Origin of the sequence: Herbiconiux dendrobii (assembly GCF_052048175.1) — a bacterium.
Lineage (GTDB): Bacteria > Actinomycetota > Actinomycetes > Actinomycetales > Microbacteriaceae > Herbiconiux.
Map to the genome: position 1 here is coordinate 395,847 of NZ_JBLZQV010000004.1, position 16,533 is coordinate 412,379.

At 70.7% G+C, this 16,533-nt stretch carries 15 protein-coding genes; 6 read left to right on the forward strand and 9 right to left on the reverse strand.

Going from position 1 to position 16,533, the window contains the following annotated elements; genetic code table 11:
- Positions 1–4 precede the first annotated feature (4 nt).
- Together ACN4JJ_RS14655 and ACN4JJ_RS14660 are read right to left on the reverse strand one after the other, a co-directional pair.
- Positions 5–1,048, reverse strand: a complete 1,044-nt coding sequence (locus ACN4JJ_RS14655; protein ID WP_440710622.1) for an amidohydrolase family protein — start codon at positions 1,046–1,048, stop codon at positions 5–7.
- Positions 1,045–2,385, reverse strand: a complete 1,341-nt coding sequence (locus ACN4JJ_RS14660; RefSeq protein WP_440710623.1) for a homoserine dehydrogenase — start codon at positions 2,383–2,385, stop codon at positions 1,045–1,047. Before ACN4JJ_RS14660 ends, ACN4JJ_RS14655 begins: the two co-directional genes overlap by 4 nt.
- A 244-nt stretch (positions 2,386–2,629) precedes the next feature.
- On the opposite strand from ACN4JJ_RS14660, the gene otnK reads away from it, so the two are divergent.
- The 5 genes from otnK (at position 2,630) to ACN4JJ_RS14685 (ending at position 7,384) form a co-directional block, all read left to right on the forward strand.
- Positions 2,630–3,904 (forward strand): 3-oxo-tetronate kinase, encoded by a 1,275-nt coding sequence (gene otnK / locus ACN4JJ_RS14665; protein WP_440710624.1) that lies wholly within the window; start codon positions 2,630–2,632, stop codon positions 3,902–3,904.
- Complete coding sequence (locus ACN4JJ_RS14670) at positions 3,901–4,671, forward strand: class II aldolase/adducin family protein (RefSeq protein ID WP_440710625.1); 771 nt, start codon at positions 3,901–3,903, stop codon at positions 4,669–4,671. The genes otnK and ACN4JJ_RS14670 overlap by 4 nt, the downstream gene beginning before the upstream one ends.
- A gap of 23 nt (positions 4,672–4,694) precedes the next feature.
- Complete coding sequence (locus ACN4JJ_RS14675) at positions 4,695–5,522, forward strand: DeoR/GlpR family DNA-binding transcription regulator (protein ID WP_440710626.1); 828 nt, start codon at positions 4,695–4,697, stop codon at positions 5,520–5,522.
- Positions 5,523–5,550: 28 nt separating this feature from the next.
- Complete coding sequence (locus ACN4JJ_RS14680) at positions 5,551–6,285, forward strand: DUF6199 family natural product biosynthesis protein (RefSeq protein ID WP_440710627.1); 735 nt, start codon at positions 5,551–5,553, stop codon at positions 6,283–6,285.
- Positions 6,286–6,364: 79 nt separating this feature from the next.
- Positions 6,365–7,384 (forward strand): STAS-like domain-containing protein, encoded by a 1,020-nt coding sequence (locus tag ACN4JJ_RS14685; protein ID WP_440710628.1) that lies wholly within the window; start codon positions 6,365–6,367, stop codon positions 7,382–7,384.
- 51 nt (positions 7,385–7,435) lie between these two features.
- On the opposite strand, the gene ACN4JJ_RS14690 is transcribed toward ACN4JJ_RS14685, so the two are convergent.
- The 7 genes from ACN4JJ_RS14690 to ACN4JJ_RS14720 all read right to left on the reverse strand — a co-directional run bounded on the left by ACN4JJ_RS14690 (position 7,436) and on the right by ACN4JJ_RS14720 (position 15,956).
- Positions 7,436–8,011, reverse strand: a complete 576-nt coding sequence (locus tag ACN4JJ_RS14690; RefSeq protein ID WP_440710629.1) for a DUF3618 domain-containing protein — start codon at positions 8,009–8,011, stop codon at positions 7,436–7,438.
- Positions 8,008–8,421 (reverse strand): phage holin family protein, encoded by a 414-nt coding sequence (locus ACN4JJ_RS14695; protein ID WP_440710630.1) that lies wholly within the window; start codon positions 8,419–8,421, stop codon positions 8,008–8,010. The genes ACN4JJ_RS14690 and ACN4JJ_RS14695 overlap by 4 nt, the downstream gene beginning before the upstream one ends.
- Complete coding sequence (locus ACN4JJ_RS14700) at positions 8,418–9,230, reverse strand: hypothetical protein (RefSeq protein WP_440710631.1); 813 nt, start codon at positions 9,228–9,230, stop codon at positions 8,418–8,420. Before ACN4JJ_RS14700 ends, ACN4JJ_RS14695 begins: the two co-directional genes overlap by 4 nt.
- A gap of 153 nt (positions 9,231–9,383) precedes the next feature.
- Positions 9,384–10,070 (reverse strand): esterase/lipase family protein, encoded by a 687-nt coding sequence (locus tag ACN4JJ_RS14705; protein ID WP_440710632.1) that lies wholly within the window; start codon positions 10,068–10,070, stop codon positions 9,384–9,386.
- A gap of 28 nt (positions 10,071–10,098) precedes the next feature.
- Positions 10,099–11,832, reverse strand: a complete 1,734-nt coding sequence (locus ACN4JJ_RS14710) for an ABC1 kinase family protein (protein ID WP_440710633.1) — start codon at positions 11,830–11,832, stop codon at positions 10,099–10,101.
- Between the two features lie 5 nt (positions 11,833–11,837).
- On the reverse strand, positions 11,838–12,413 hold the full coding sequence (locus ACN4JJ_RS14715; RefSeq protein WP_291056612.1) for a PadR family transcriptional regulator: 576 nt from the start codon (positions 12,411–12,413) through the stop codon (positions 11,838–11,840).
- A 144-nt stretch (positions 12,414–12,557) separates the two neighbouring features.
- Positions 12,558–15,956, reverse strand: a complete 3,399-nt coding sequence (locus ACN4JJ_RS14720; protein ID WP_440710634.1) for a DEAD/DEAH box helicase — start codon at positions 15,954–15,956, stop codon at positions 12,558–12,560.
- Between the two features lie 54 nt (positions 15,957–16,010).
- Here ACN4JJ_RS14720 and ACN4JJ_RS14725 point away from each other — a divergent pair, with 54 nt between their 5' ends.
- Positions 16,011–16,508 carry a hypothetical protein gene (locus ACN4JJ_RS14725; RefSeq protein ID WP_440710635.1) on the forward strand — a complete coding sequence of 166 codons (498 nt, stop codon included), beginning with the start codon at positions 16,011–16,013 and terminating at the stop codon, positions 16,506–16,508.
- Positions 16,509–16,533: the final 25 nt, after the last annotated feature.

Consider the following 16,533-nt stretch of genomic DNA (forward strand, 5'->3'; position numbering starts at 1 on the left):
GTCGTCAGCTTTCTGTGAGGGAGTCTGCGGACGCAGAGAGGGTGGGAGGCGATACGCGGTAGACACGCGCGGCGGTGCGGTGGAACAGATCGTCGAGCTGGGCGGCGGATGCTCCGGCGGCGCCGGTGAGCACCACCTCCATCACCTCGTCGAAGCTCGGGGCCGTCAGGGTGGCGACGGGCAGGTTGGAGGCGAACATCGCGCGCTCGAAGCCGAAGATCGCGAGCGTCTCGCGCACGACCTCGATGTTCGAGGCGCGGTTCCAGACGTTGCGGTAGAGGCCCAGTTCGGAGACCTTCACCACGGTGTTGGGCAGGGCGGCGAGCCGCTGCATCCCGTCGCGCCAGAGGGCGAGGCCCTCGTCGCTGCGGTCGAGCGGCAGGCCGCAGTGGTTGACGATCACCGGCGTGCCGGGGATGCCCGCCACCACCTCGGCCGCCTCGGCCAGGTGGTAGAACGGCACCCGCAGATCCCACGAGAAGCCGTGCTCGGCGAGCGTGTGTAGGCCGGCGACCCAGTTCGGGTCCTGCAGCGTTCCGGGCTGCCCGGCGACGGTTCCGGATGCCGCCTCGCGGGCGTCGCGGGCGATCACCGGTTTCGAGCGGATGCCCTTCACCAGCGGATGCTGCGCGTGACCGGCGAGCACCTCGTCGAGGTCGTCGCGCAGGAACGAGGCGTGCGCCACGACCGCCGCGGGGAACCGCGGGTCGAGCGCGTGCAGACCCTCGAGGAACACGTCCTCCTCGACCTCCTCGTCGCGGCTGCGCTCGGCCTCGCAGTGCACCGTGCCGAGCACGTTCCAGCCCGCCGTGGCCGCCAGGTACTGCTCGGCCAGGAAGGTGTGGCGCATGGCCGTGTAGTCGCCGAGGAAGAAGTCGGGGTTGTACTCGTCCTGGATCCAGGGCCAGTGGCCCTCGCCCTCGAGGTCCCAGAAGTGATGGTGGGCGTCGAGGATCCGCAGGTCGTAGCCCTCGGGCAGCAGGCCCACGCGAGCCGCCGCCGCAGCGCCGGTGGATGCTCCGGCCCCGGAAGCCTCGGTGCCGCTCACAGCGCGAACCCGGCGGTGAACGCGGCCTGCGCCCTCTCGGGCGTCTCGGCCAGGTCGGTGAGCAGGATCAGCTCCCCCGCGGCGACGTCGCGCATGAGCACGGCACCGCTCAGCAGGTAGTAGGCCGAGACGGAGACCTCGGCCGGGGCATCCGGATGCGCCGCCGTCTCGCGGTCGATGATGACGGGAGCGACGCCCGCGATCTCGTGGTGGTGCCCCTCGACGCGGAATCGCGTGCCGGCCGCGAGGTCGACCGCGGCACGAGCCGCGAGCACCGTGTGCTGGCGGGGCCGCCGCTCGGCTGCGGAGCCGTCGGCGGCGTCGAGCACCGAGAGCACGGTCTCGACGCCCATGAAGTGATAGGGCCAGTAGATGCACGCGTACTCGCCGGAACGCGACACCACGTGGCCCTTGCCGCGCAGCAGTTCCCAGGTGACCGGGTCGCCGGTCTTCACCACGGCGAAGACGCCACCGGCGAAGCTCGCCTCGCCGGGCAGACGGAGCATCGAGAACACGTCGACGACGCGGTCGCGGTGGCGCAGGCCCCCGTCGGCGCAGGAGGCGTAGATGTCGGCCAGCTCGTCCGGGCGGGCCACCGGGTAGTGCATCGCCTCCACGTCGGCGCGGGCGCCGGAGTAGAGGGAGACGACGGCCATCTCGCAGGAGTCGGCGGCGGCGGAGCGCTTGAGACCCGCAACCGCCGCGGAGCGGGCGGCGAGCGTGGCCGCGAAATCGTCGCCGCGCTCCAGCAGGGCGCCGAGATCGGGCGCGAGCAGGGTCTCGTCGACCTGCGTGACCGTCTCGGCCTCGGGGTCGTAGACGAGGTCGTACTCGCTGGACTTGCCGAGCGCCACGACCTCCAGGCCCGTGCGCTCCACCCAGTCGAGCAGCCGCAGCAGGTTGGCGGGCTGGTCGCCGTCGCCCGGCAGGTAGCGCACGCCGGCGTCGCGGGCGGCGGCGGCGAGGCTCACTCCGGCGAGCGACTCCACCTCTTTGCTCACCATGATCACGTGCACGCCGTGCGCGATGGCGGTGGCCGCGTAGTCGAAGCCGGCGTCGATGCGGCCGGTGGCCTCGACGAGCACGTCGATGCCGCTCCAGTCGACGTCGTCGATCGAGGAGACGAGGGCGGGGGCGGGGGCGGCCCCCGAGGCGAACTCCAGCTCGTCGAGCATCTGCTGCACGCCGGCGCTGTCGGGGTCGATCAACTGGGTGGTCACCAGGCGGGGCAGAGCCCGCACCTGGGCCAGGAAGGTGCGGCCGAATCCGCCCCGGGCGCCGGTGAGGGCGACACGGATGTCGGCCGGAGCCTGCGGGGGTAGCGCGTGGGAAGTCACCGTCGGTCCCGTCTGCACGGGTCGTTCCGTGCGTTGGAGTGTCTGGGGGTCATCGACGACGAGGCACTCACGATGCTCCGCCGCGACGATTGGGCAACCATACACACAAGCCGATCAGATTTTCAAACTTTGCAACACGGATTCACATGTGGTGGAATGGCGTGGTCGTCGCGGGGCCGTCCCCCTCGACAGGGCGGCCCGCCCGCCACCTCGAACCGTCCGCCACCTCGAAGGGGAGCCCGCCGTGATCCGTCTGGGAGCCATCGCCGACGACTTCACCGGCGCCACCGACCTCGCCACCTCGCTCCGCGAACGGGGCCTCCGGGTAGCCGTGGTGCTGGGCGCCGAGGCGGTGCCCTCCACCGCCGAGGCCACCGGGCTCGATGCCGTGATCGTGGCCCTCAAGTCCCGCACCGCGCCGGTGGCCGAGGCGGTCGGCAGCTCGCTCGCCTCGATCCGCGCACTGGAGTCGCTGCATCCGGAGCAGTACTTCGTGAAGTACTGCTCGACCTTCGACTCCACGCCCGCCGGCAACATCGGGCCGATCCTGGATGCGGTGCTCGACGAGCTGGGCGAAGCGCGCACCGTGGTCGTCCCGGCCTTCCCCGACAACGGGCGAACCGTCTTCCGGGGCCACCTGTTCGTGCACGATCAGCTGCTGAGCGACTCGCCGATGCGGCACCATCCCCTCACCCCGATGACGCAGTCGCGCCCGGCCGAGATCCTCGCCCCGCAGACCGCGCGGGCCGTCGCCGAGGTCTCCGTCGACGCCGTCTGGCAGGGCGCCGAGGCGCTGAGCACCGCGCTGGACGCCGTCCCCGCGGGCACCTCCTACGTGGTGGTGGATGCCACGACCAATCGCGACCTCGAGACCATCCAGGCGGCCACCGCCGGCTGGCGCGTGCTCTCCGGCAGCGCCGGCCTGGCGTTCGGGATGCACGGCGAGCACGACCCCGCCTCGCAGCGTTTCGACGTTCCCGGCGGGCGCCGGCTGGTGGTGTGCGGGAGCGCGTCGGCCAAGACCCGCGCGCAGATCGCCGACGCGCTGGAGAAGGGCGCATCCGGTCACCAGCTCGACATCGAGCGGCTGGTCGGCGATCCGGATGCCGTGGTCGGCGAGGTTCTGGCGTGGCTCGAGGGGCTCCCGGCCACCGCGCTGCCCCTCGTCTACTCCGTGGCCTCGCTCGACGACGTGAAGTCGGCCGAGGCGGGCGAGGCCGTCGAGACCGCGCTCTCGGCGCTGGTCGCCCGCGCCGTCGCCGAGCTCGGCGTGCGGCAGGTCGTCGTGGCCGGGGGCGAGACCTCGGGCGCGGTCACCACGGCGCTCGGCTGCCGCCGCCTGCTGATCGGGCCGCAGATCGCACCCGGCGTGTGCTGGTCGCTGTCGGAGACCTCGGGGCTCGACGTCGCCGGCGCTGCAGACGCCGACACACCCGCCCCCGCCGTCGCGCTGGCCCTGAAATCGGGCAACTTCGGCGCCGACGACCTGTTCACCACCGCCTGGGAGGCCCTCTCGTGACCGATCCGACCACGCGGCCGGCGGCCACCGAATCAGCTGAGTCGGCCGACGCGACCGACGCGATCGACCTGGCCGACCCGGTCGCCCTCGTCGTCGCCGCCGGCGCACGGGTCGCGGCCGCCGGCATCAGCCCCGGCTCCAGCGGCAACGTGAGCGTGGCCCACGGCGACCGCATCTACGCCACCGGCACCGGCACCGACCTCGGTCGGCTGCGGCGCGGCGACATCGCGGTGCTCGACCGCGAGGGCCGTCACCTCGAGGGCCCCAAGGCCTCGAAGGAGACCTCCCTGCACCTCGCCTTCTACCGCAAGAACCCCACGCACACGGCGGTGGTGCACGTGCACTCCCCCAACGCCGTCGCCTTGTCGTGCCTGGAGCCCTGGAGCGAGCTGAGCGCGGTGCCGCCCCTCACGCCCTACTTCGTGATGCGCGTCGGCCAGACGCCGATGATCCCGTTCCGCGCGCCCGGCAGCCCCGAACTCGGCGAGCTCGTGCTCGAACTCGACTACCCGTTCCAGGCCGCCCTGCTGGCGAACCACGGCCAGATCACCAGCGCCACGGATGTCACGCGGGCCGTCGAAGCGGCCGTCGAGCTCGAAGAGGCCTGCCGGATCGCCCTGCTCACCGGCGGCCATCCCCGCCGGATGCTGCCGGAGGCCGACATCCGCGCCCTCAGCGAGAAGTGGGGAACGCCGTGGACGGCGGCCCCGGCCGGCGCACCCTCTCAGCCCGCCGCATCCGTCCCGCCCTTCCGCAGCACCCTCTAAACTGATCGCATCGAGGAGGTGCCGTGTCCGATTCCGAAGAGACGCCGCTAATTCCCGAGCAGCGTCGCGAACTCATCGTGAAGCACCTGCGCCGGGAGTCGGTGATGAGCTATCACCAGCTCACCGCCCTGCTCGGGGTCAGTCACATGACCATCCGGCGCGACATTGCCGCCCTCGAGGCGGCCGGCCGCGTGCTGGGCACGCCCGGCGGGGCGAAGATCTCGTCGCGGCTGTCGGTGGAGCCGAGCCGGCTCGAGAAAGCGGCGCTCGACCTGATCGAGAAGGATGCAATGGCCCGCGAGGCCGCCTCGCTCGTGCGCGACGGCATGACGGTCTTCCTGGATGCGGGCACGACGATCCAGGCGATGCGCCCCTACCTCGATTCGGTGGCCGACCTGACGATCGTCTCGAACGACCTGGCGGTGATCGGCTCGTTCCTGGATCATCCGACGGTCGACCTGATCGCGCTCGGCGGCCGGGTCGAGAAGAACAACCAGTCCACCGTCGGGCGTCTGGCCGCGCTGACACTGCGTGAGCTCTCGATCGACATCGCCTTCGTCTCGTCGAGTTCCTGGGATCTGCAGCGCGGCGTCACGACGCCCGCCGAGTCGAAGATCGAGCTGAAGACCACCGCGATCGCCGTCTCGTCGGAGTCGGTGCTCGTCGCCGGCTCCTCCAAGTACGGCACCTTCGGCCGCTACCGCATCTTCGGCGTCGACGAGGTCGACCTCGTGATCACCGACAACGGCCTGCACGACACCGCGGCCGCCGCCATCCGCGAACTCGGCACCGCCGTGGTGCTCGCGGAGCCCGCCTCCGGCGCCGCCGCGAACGCCCGCGCCGCCGGCTGACCGCCTCCCGGCTCGGTAGGTTGGAGGGATGCTCCTCTTCTCTGCCGTGGCCGCCCTCCTCGGGCTGTGGTGCCTGTTCGCCCCTCCCCGCGCCATGCTGTTCGGCTCGCGCTGGCAGCTCCGCAACGGTGACCAGGCCGAGCCGAGCAGTGCCTGGATCGCTTACACGCGCGCGTCGGGCGTGCTGCTGATCCTCGTCGCGATCGGCCTGCTGATCTGGTTCTTCGTGGCGCAGGGGCAGGGCCAGACCCGCGCCTCACTGAAGGAGGCCTGGAACATCGGTCGGTACACCTCGGTGGGCGACCTGCAGATCGACCTCGATCCCGAGGTGCAGCCCGTCGACGACGTCGAGGCCACGCTGGCCGGCTACAGCGGTGTCGAGCAGGGCCTGCAGGTGTGGCGGTCGGCGATCGTGGGTCAGGATGCCGTGGGCGACCTGGGATCGGACGTGCACGACGGCGACCTGGTGCTCGCGGTGCTGTCCGGCGGATGCCGCCCGGGCCCGGTGCTCGTCGAGGAGACGGACACCACGGTCACCGTCTCCGTCACGGGCGTCGGCTACACGCTCAACGACGACTTCGTGGTGATCTGCGGCGCGAAGGAGGCGGACTCGCTCACCGATCCCGACGCCGAGGCGCTCCGGTTGGTGCGCATACCGCTCTCCAGCCCCCTCGGCGACCGCGAGCTGGTGCTGCCCGCCCCGCCCGAGCGCGACCAGGGCTCGCTGTACCCCCAGCCGAACCTCCCCGCCCCGGCCTCCTGACAGCTTCGCTCGTCTCGCGCGCGATCAAAATACTCCCTGAGATCAGACCGCTGGGTAGTTTTCTGTACTAAATTGACGTATGTTGACGCAGGAAACTACCGGAGGGGACGCGAAAGTGGATGATTTGTCTGTCGGCAAAGCCGCCCACCTTCTCGGTGTGTCCATCAAGACGATCCGATCTCTTACAGATCAGGGCGCATTGCCGGCGACCTTGACGACAGGCGGACATCGCCGGTACGAGCGCGACAGCCTCCTCCGTCGGTGGACCGAGCTGCATCCGGACTGGAGTGCTCCCGTGCGCTTCGATCGAGAGTACTCACTGAAGGGACTCTCTGAGGACACCGTCTGGCAAGACCTCCAGCGGGTACTCGAGCTGGGGGGATCAGCTCGTCAGATCGCGGCATACGCAGTGACCGAGATGGTCAACAATGCAATCGACCATTCTCAGGGCTCGCGCGTATCAGTCAGAGCTGCCGAAGACACACGCGTCCGTGTGCAGATCGCGGACGATGGAATCGGAGCCTTCGAGAACCTCCGGAGCACGCTGGATCTTCCGGACGAGTACGCGTCCGTCGAAGAGTTGAGCAAGGGTAAGCAGACAACCGATCCCACGCGGCACACGGGCGAAGGGATCTTCTTCACCTCGAAGGCGGTCATGGTGTTCGTGCTCGAAGCCAACGGTCTGCGGTGGATCGTCGACAACGAGCGGGACGACACCGCGGTCGGCATCGGCTCGGCGGCGGGAACGTCGGTGGAGCTGGTCTTCGACCGCGATGCGAGCCGGCCGCTCATCGACGTGTTCGATCGTTACACGATCGATGGCGCGTTCGCCCGTACCCGTCCGGTCGTGAAGCTCTTCGAACGCGGCACGGAATTCGTGAGTCGCAGCGAGGCCAAGAGGCTCGCAGCCGGCTTGGAGCAGTTCGACGAGGTCGAACTCGACTTCGAGGGCGTGGAGGTCGTGGGCCAAGGATTCGTCGACGAGCTCTTCCGCGTCTGGTCGACCGGCAACCCCTCGACAAGGCTCATCCCCCTCCGGATGAATCGGGCAGTCGAATTCATGGTGCAGCGAGGCCTTCGGCGGCAGACCGATCAGTAAAGCGGGCCCGCACGTGAGTGCGGGCCCGCTCAGCTCTGCGGTGCGGTGCGGTCAGCTCCCGGCGACGTCGTCGCGGGCCTGCTGGGCCTGGTCCTTCACGTCGGAGGCGGCGGAGCCCGCCTCCTCCTTCACGCTGCCGACGGCCGAGGCCGCTGCATCCTTCACCGCGGTGGCGGCATCCTGAGCCGGCTCCTTGAGGTTCGAACCGACCTCCTTGGCCGCATCCGTCACCTGGTCGACGAGGGGCTGGGCCTGCTCCTTGACGCCGGCTGCGAGCTCCTTCTCCTTGGTCGAGGCCGGGATCAGCGAGGCGGCCAGCAGGCCGACGCCGAACGCGATCAGGCCGACGGCGAGCGGGTTGCCCTCCGCCTTGGCCGCGACCCGGTCCTTGGCATCGGTGACCGCGCCGGCCGCCGAGGATCCGGTTCCGGAGACCGACGACTTCACGTCATCGGCCACACCGAAGACGCGATCCTTGACCGATCCGACCGCACCCTTCACCTTGTCGGTCTGGCGGCCGACGATCTTCGACGGGGTGACCTTGTCGGCCAGCGCGTCCACGTCGCCGCCCAGTTCGCGGCGGGTGCGCTCGATGTCGGCACGGATCTGCTCGGGTGAATCGCTCATCGGTTCTCCTCATTCCTTTTCAATGTCTCGGGGATCTTCTTCAGTGATTCGACGGTCTTGGGGGCGCCGTTGACCTCTTTGAGCTTCGTGCGGCCCACGAGGAACAGGATCAGGGCGACGATCGCCCAGATCACGGCCACCACGAGGCCCGACCAGCCGCCGCCGATCAGAGTGCCGAGCGCCCACCAGAGGGCGATCGACAGGAACAGGATCGTCATGCTCGCGGCATACCCGGCACCGCCGAGCATCCCCGCGCCCTTGCCGGCGCGCGTGGCCGACTGCTTGAGCTCGGCCTTGGCCAGCTCGAGCTCCTGCCGCATCAGCGTGGACAGGTCTTTCGTGACCTCGCCGAGCAGGTCGCCGAGCGACGTGGTCGCCGCCTTCTGCTCCGAGGGGGTGTAGTCGGTCATCGCTGGGTGCCTTCGCCCTGGCTTCCGAAGCCGTCGTCCAGCGTGGAGGCGCGCTCGGTGTAGAGCGGCGTCTCGTCGAGGTCGGTGCGGTAGCCGGGGTCGACGACCGTGACCGGAGCGGTCACAGGGGCGACCGAGGTCGGAACCACGGGCGCGACCGGGGCCACGGTCGAGGCGGATTCCGGATGGGCGTCGGCGGACGCCGCCGCCGCCTTCTCGTCGGCCGCACCGGCGGCCAGTGCGCGCGTCAGCCGTCCGGCGAGCACGCCGGCGATCGCCGCGGCGGCGATGAACGTGCCGGGCTTGCGGCGGGCGTACGACTTCACCTCGGCCAGGAGCGATCCCGGGTCGCGCGCGTCGAGCCAGGATGCCGCGCTGCCCGCGCGATCCGACACCTGACGCACCAGGTCGCTGGCGAGGCCGTCGCTGTCGGAGCCGTCGGCCATGCTGCCCAGCTCGTCGCCGAGCGAGCGCAGACCGGTGGCGACGCGCTGCTGCTGCACGCCCGCCTGCTCCTTCAGCTCCGACTGGGTCTGGTGGTAGAGGTCTTTGGCCTGCGACTTGGCCTCGCGCGCGACGCCGGCGGCCTCCTCGGTGGCGGTTCCGGCGACGGATCCCGCGTTCTCGGCGACGGTGTCCTTCAGCTCGCCGGCCGCCTGCTTGGCGGCATCGGCCTTGCCTTGGCCATCGGACTGTCCCTGCGCACCGGACTGTGCCTGCACATCGGACCATGCCGCCGCGTCGGACTGCTCGTCGTGTGCCGGAGGCGCGAAGCCGGTCGGCGGCACGGGCTGGTAGTTCTCGGACATTGTGTTCCCTCTCGGTTCCCCAGCCACAACGGCCCGGTCCCCTCTGCCTACGCGGCGGAACCCGATGCCGCGCCCACTAGACAGGAGGTCGGCAGTGTGCAGGGCTGCCGGTGAGCACGCCCCGGAGACGGTCTGCACCGCCTCGGCGGCCGGTCACTCGGCGAGCGCCGCCAGCTCGGCCAGCACGCGGGGATTCGCGAGCACGCGGAAGTGCCCGCCGGTGTCGAGCTTCACGTTCTTGGCGCCGGCCAGGGCGCTCCCACCGGGGATGTGCGGGTCGAAGCGGCCGTAGACCGACACGATCCGGGCGTTCACATCGGCGTGCCGGCCGAGCTCGAGGATCGTGGCATCCGTCGGCCGGAAGATGCGCAGGCTGCGGGCCGGCAGGTACCTCGCGTAGCTCGAGCCGCCGAAGGGTGCCGCCACGGCGAGCATCGCGTCGATCCGGGCGGCCGCGGTGCCGAGGCTCATCGCGTACTTGCCGACGAGCCCGCCCTTGCTGTGCGCGACCAGCACCACGCCCGTGAGGTCGTGCTGGTCGAGGTAGTCGGCGACCAGGGCGGCGGCTTCGGGCACGGGCCGGTTGTTCCAGTGCAGCGGTCCGATGACGTGCACCGGATGCCCGCGCCCGTGCAGTTCGGTGATCAGCGGTTGCAGAAAGCGCCAGGTCTCGTACACGCCCGGAATGACCACGAGCGGCGTGCCGTCGCCGCTCTCGAACTCGCGGGGATCGGCGCGGTCGAACAGGGCGCGCACCTGCCAGACGAGGGCGTAGGCGTAATCGCGCGCCCACCAGCCCAGTCTGCGCATCAGCGTGCCGCCCGTCCGCTCCGCACTCATCCCCCGTGGTCCGTGTCGATCTCGACGCTCAGCGACCGCGACGGCCGGAGAAGAGCGCGTGCAGCAGCGGCAGCACCGAGGCGATCATCAGCACGGTGCCGAACACGGCGTCGTCGGCGCGCAGCACGGCCCCGGCCACCAGCAGGGCGGCGAACAGCACGGCCGAGATACCGCGGCGGGCGGTGCGCTCGAGTCCGGCCACCCGGCGGTCGAGATCGGGCGTGCGCACGGCGATCGAACCTTCGTCGACACGCGTGATCAGCGACTCGATCTGCTTGGGCAGCCGCCAGATCAGCCCCAGGTTCTCCAGCGCCTGCTTGCCGAGATCCTGCGCCAGGTTGCCGCGCTCCTCGCGGATCAGCTGCTGCGCGTAGGGCTCGACCGAGTTCCACAGGTTGAAGCCCGGATCCAGCGCGCTGCACACCCCCGAGGTGAGCGACATGGCCCGGATGATGAGCAGGAAGTTCTCGGGCAGCTGGAACGGCAGCGACCGCACCACGTGCCCGAACTGCTCGCCGAACTCGCGGAACTCCCGCGGGTCGACCTCGCGCAGTTCGGCGAAGCCCATCCCGCCGAAGCGGGCGAAGAGTGTCGTCAGCGCGCGCTCGAGCTCGGTGGTCTCGGCCGACTGCAGCAGCACGCCGAGCTCCCGCGCCGCATCCACGAGGCCCTTGCCGTCGCGCGACGCGGCGGCGATCAGCATCTTGCGCAGGCCGCTGCGGGTGTTCGGGCCGACCTCGCCCATCATGCCGAAGTCGATGAAGGTGAGCTTCCAGGCCGGGGCTCCGTCCGGAGCATCCGGAATCGGCGTCACGAAGATGTTGCCGGGGTGCGGATCGGCGTGGAAGAAGCCGTTCGTGAACAGCTGGTCGAACATCACGGCGGCGAACACCGGCGCCACGTCGGCCGGGTCGATGCCGGCGGCGGCGAGCGCCACCGCATCCGTGATCTTGATCGCCGTCACGTCTTCGAGCGTGAGCACGCGGCGGGTCGAGCGCTCCCACACCACCTCGGGCACGCCCACACGGGCGTCGCCTTCGAACTCCGCCGCGAATCGCACCGAGCTGGCGGCCTCGTGCAGGTAGTCGATCTCCTCGAGCGAGGTGAGTGCGAACTCCTCCACGAGCGCGGGCGCGTCGACGCGGGAGTAGACCAGGCGCACGTGGCTGAGCCATCCGCCCACCTTGCGGAGGGCGGCCAGGTCGACCTCGACGATCGCGTCGATCCCGGGCCGCTGCACCTTGAGCACCACGGCCTCGAGGCCGGTGTCGGCGGCGTCGGCCGGCGCGAGCCGTGCCCGATGCGCCTGGCCGAGGGAGGCCGCGGCCACCGGCGTCTCGTCGACCCAGGCGAAGGCGCGCGCGAGCGGCATGCCCAGCTCGGCCTCGGCGAGCCTCCGGATGAGGTCGAACGGCACCGCGGGCACCTCGTCCTGCAGCCCCTCGAGCTCCTTCGTGATCTCGGGCGGCAGCACGTCCAGGCGCGACGACATGAACTGGCCGACCTTGATCATCAGCCCACCGAGGTCGACCGCGAGCACGTGGAAGCGCCGTGCGAAGCGCTGCATCCGCCGCGCCCGCGTGCGCTCGGCGATGCGGGTGAGCCCGAACCGCGGCAGCACGAGTTCGTACCACCAGGTGACCGCGAGATTCCAGCCCGCGAACCTCAGGATGCGGCGGTACCGCGCGCGGGCCTCGCGGGCGCTCGGAACCGAGTCGCCGCGGTCCGGCCGGGCCGCGCGCTCAAGAGGGACTGCGCTCACCCGGGTCAGTCCTGGGCGAGGATCGCGTACAGCCGGCGGCGCGCGTCCTCCAGCTCGGCCACGGCCTGCTTGACCTGCTCCGGGGTGCCGGTGCGGCCCACCTGGGCGGCGGCCTGCGCGAGCTCGAAGCCCGCCTTCGGGAGGGCCGCGAACTCGCCCTTGTCGGTGCCGGCGCCGGCATCCGTTCCCGCTCCGAAGCCGTCGCCCGAGGTCCAGGGGGCGGATGCCCCGGCGCTCGCCACCTGGGCGCGGCCGGCCTCGGTGAGGGCATAGGTCTTGCGGCCGTTCGACTCCTCGGCCGAGATCAGGCCCTCGTCGTTCAGAAGCTGCAGGGTCGGGTACACCGAACCGGGGCTCGGCTTCCAGCTGCCGCCGCTGCGCTCCTCGATCTCGTGGATGATCTGGTACCCGTGCATCGGCTGCTCGGCGAGCAGCGCGAGCACGGCCGCGCGCACGTCGCCGCGGCCCATCCGGGTGCCGACGCGCTTCTCGAACTTGGCGCGGAACTGCTCCATCGCCTGCCAGATGCCGTCGGTGTGACTTCCGGTGCCGAATCCTCCGGCCGAGTACGAACCGCCCATGATGCTCTCCCTGCGTGACGTGCGTGGACTGCGTGGCTGCAGCGTCGTCGCGAACCGCGAACGATACTCAACGATATACACGGTCCGGTCGCCGTGGCACGGGCGGACGGATGACCCAGCGAATCGGCAGGAAGCCCTCCCGCCTCAGCCCAGCAGCTCCCGGATGTCGCTCCCGGTGATCTTCGATCCGCCCGCGGCACCACCCTCGGCCATCACGCTCGCGAACAGCTTCGCCCTCGAGTCCTTGAGCGTCATCACCTTCTCCTCGATCGTGTCGGCGGCCACCAGCCGGTACACCATCACGTTCTTGGTCTGCCCGATGCGGTGCACCCGGTCGACGGCCTGCGCCTCGGTCGCGGGGTTCCACCACGGGTCGAGCAGGATGCAGTAGTCGGCCTCGGTGAGGTTGAGCCCCACCCCGCCCGACTTGAGGCTGATCAGGAAGACCGGTGCGGTGCCGCTCCGGAATCCGTCTATCACCTGCGTACGCTTGCGCGTCGCCCCGTCGAGATAGGCGAACTCGATCTGCTCGGTCTCCAGCCGGCTCTTCACCCGGGACAGGAAACTCGTGAACTGGCTGAAGATGAGCACCCGGTGCCCTTCGGCCACGATGTCCTCGAGCAGCTCGAAGAGCACGTCGATCTTCGTGGAGGGCACCTCGGAGTGGGCCTCGTCGATCAGGCTCACGTCGAGCGCGGCCTGGCGCAGCAGGGTGAGCGAGCGGAAGATCTGGAAGCGGTTCGAGTCGAGATCCTCGATCAGGCCGAGCACCTTCTGCCGCTCGCGCTGCAGATAGGTGTCGTAGATCTTGCGCTGCTCCGGGTTGAGCGCCACCTCGATCACCTGCTCCTGCTTCTCAGGCAGGTCGGCGGCCACCTTCTCCTTCGTGCGGCGCAGCATGAGGGGACGGATGCGGCGGCGCAGCTGCGTGAGCAGTTCCGGCGCCGACTCCTCGTTCTTCTCGATCGGGGTGCCGTAGTAGTCGGTGAACTGCTTCGGGCCGGCGAACAGACCGGGCGCCACGATCGAGAACATCGACCAGAGCTCCATCAGGTTGTTCTCGATCGGGGTTCCCGTGATCGCGAACTTGACCGGAGCATCCAGCCGGCGCACGCACTGGTAGGTGGAGCTCTGGTGGTTCTTCACGAACTGCGCCTCGTCGAGGATCAGCCCGCTCCACGGCAGCGCGTCGTACTGCGCGAAGCCGATGCGGAAGAGGGCGTACGAGGTCACGACGAGGTCGGCGCCCCGCACCGTCTCGGCCAGCGTCGTGCGCCGGCGGCTGCCGGTGGACTCGATCGTGGCGACGCGCAGCCCCGGTGCGAACCGCTCGGCCTCGGCGGCCCAGTTGCCCACGACGCTCGTGGGCGCCACCACGAGGAAGGGTGGCGCATCCGGAGTCGTGGCGCGCTGCCGGGCGATGGTGGCCAGCATCTGCACCGTCTTGCCGAGGCCCATGTCGTCGGCGAGCACGCCGCCGAGCCCGTGGTCGGCCAGAAAGCTCAGCCAGTCGTAGCCGTGCTGCTGGTAGCCGCGCAGGGTGGCCTCGAAGCCTTCGGGCAGCGCGACGGGGGCGATCTGCTCGGCCGCCGAGAGGGCCGCCACCGCGCTGCCCCAGGCCTCGGCCTGCGCGGTGACGACGCCGATCTCCTGCAGCTCGTCCCAGAGGCCGGTCTGGTAGCGGCTGATCGCGAGCTCGTCGCCGGGCTTGTCGAGCAGGCCGCGCGCCTCGGTAATCAGGGCGCGCAGGCGGTCGAAGCGCGGGTCGTCGAGCCGGAAGTACACGCCGTTGGGCAGGATGAGGTACTCGTCGCCGGTCGCGAGGGCCACGAACAGCTGGTCGAACGGAACCTCGGTGGAGTCGACCGTCACCTCGACGGCCAGGTCGAACCAGTCGCGATCGCCCTCGCGCGAGGAGGTCGCGAGGTTGATCACCACGGCCTCCTCGGCCTCGCGGTACTCGGGGACCTCGCCGTCGAAGCTCACCCGGGTGCGGTCAAGCGCCTCCAGGCGCGGCACCTCGTGCTGCAGGAAGTCGACCATCGTCATCCCCCGCAGCCGCGACTGCGCGAGCAGCCGGCCGGAATACGGATCGCCGAGCGCCGGGAACCGGATGACGGAGGCGTTCGTGCCGGCGATGATGCGCTGCTCGGTGCGGGTGTCGCGCAGGGCCAGGTCGTCGGCGCGCGCGGCACTGGCGGCGCTGTCGACCTCGGGGCTCTCGGACGCGGGCCACAGGGGCGCACTGCGCCCCGCATCCGTCGCCGCCCGGGGGCCCGGAACCGCGTAGTGCCAGTCCCAGTCGAGACGGATGCCCTGGCCGCCCTCCTGGGTGACGGTGAGCACCAGGGTGGGCTCGGCCGGCGCCGGCAGGTCGAAACTGGCGTCGCCGGAGCGCACCGGCAGCGTGGTTCGCAGGCGCGGCAGCACGCGGGCGGTGAAGTCGTCGACCTGCGCGGCCGGAACCGTGACGGGCTCCGGCGAACGCAGCAGGTTCTGGGTGGCCGTACCGATGGGGGCGTCGAGGCGGATCAGCTGCAGGGCCTGGTGGCGCAGGTCGTCCGCTGCGCCGGCGGGCTCGCGCAGGTACAGCCCGTGGGCCGGGTTGCCGATGAAGCCCACCTCGGCGCGGGCGAGGGCTTCGTCGCCGACCCGGATGATCGGTTCGAGCCGCAGCCCGTCGTCCACGGCGCGCACGTCGAGGTGCACCTCGGCGCTCTCGGACCGCAGCCGCACCGGCGGCAGCGTCGGCTCGGAGTGCAGCAGCGCGATCCCGAGCTCGGCCGCGCGGTCGAAGTAGCTCCACACCGAGGGGCTGTCGAGGTCGTCGAGGTAGAGCCACACCTCGCTGCTGCGGCCGTAGCGCGCCAGCTCGGCGCCGACGACGAGCCCGTACAGCTCTTCGAACCACACCAGCTGATCGGGGGCGAACTGGTCGTCGCCGCCGTAGCGGAGCCGCTGCCAGCTGGCCTGGGTGCGCTCCCAGGCGCCCTTCTCGTCCAGGGCCACGGGCCGGATGCCCAGTCGCACAGGCTGAGGCCGTCGGGCGCGCGACCCGTACCCCCCTCGGGTCGAGAGCTTCGAGGTGTCGCGCAGTTCGAACTGCAGGGCGAGGGGCCGCACGGCGCCGCCGGTCTCGCGGATCGGCCCTTCGCCGATCAGGTCGAGCAGCGTGCGCTCCCACGAGGCGGGCGCCGTCGAGCGCTCTCCGGGCCGGGCGGCGCGGGGCGGGGCGAGTCGCGCCTGGAGCGCCCTCACCGTGAGGAAGGTGGCGGCCGCGTGCTTGCAGTTCGCGTGCACGGGGCAGGTGCAGGCGCTGGCCTGCAGCTCGAGCGCGGTGCGGTTCGCCGAGCGGAAGGCGAGCGTGGTGACGTAGCGCGCACCCTGCGATCCGTCGACCTGCGCCCGCAACGTGCGCCCGTCGGCCGACCAGCGGATGTCGCTGACGCGGTTCTGCAGGTAGTACTTGCGCCCGCGGTCCAGCGCTGCGGCCCCGACCATGCTGCGCAGCTCCGCATCCTCGTCGAACGGCGTTTCGGGCATCCTTCCATTCTCCCAGACCTGAGCGCCTGCGATGTCGCTCTGATAACATGAGGGATGCTCGATGAATGGATGCGTGAGCTCGGAGACCCCCTCGCTTGGATCACAACGGCCGCCGTCCTGATCGCGGCGGGGCAATACCTCGGCGAGCGGCGCAAGCGGCGGGACGACACCGAGCGCGAGGCGCGGAGCCAGGCCACGCGCTTGATGGCGTGGGCGGTCACGGATGCTCGCAACAAGGGCGTCTGGGGTGTCAGAATCCTCAACGACTCGGGTTCGACGTTCCACGATGTCGTGATCGACGCCAGGATGCGCAATCATCATCCGAAGCTGCCGATCAGGATGAGGATCGTCCCGCCGGGCGACTACTTCGTGCAACCGACGAACCAGGGACCGGGTTTCGGCTGGGAGTTCCCCGGCAGCACCGCGGAGTACTCCGGAATTCTCCGCCCGCTCGCCTCGACCGAGAAGTTCGGGGTGGATCGCATCCGCTTCAGCGACAACCGCGGTCAGACCTGGATCACCGACGATCGAGCGACGCTGCGGCGGGCCTGAACGTCGCGGGGCGGGCGGACGGTGC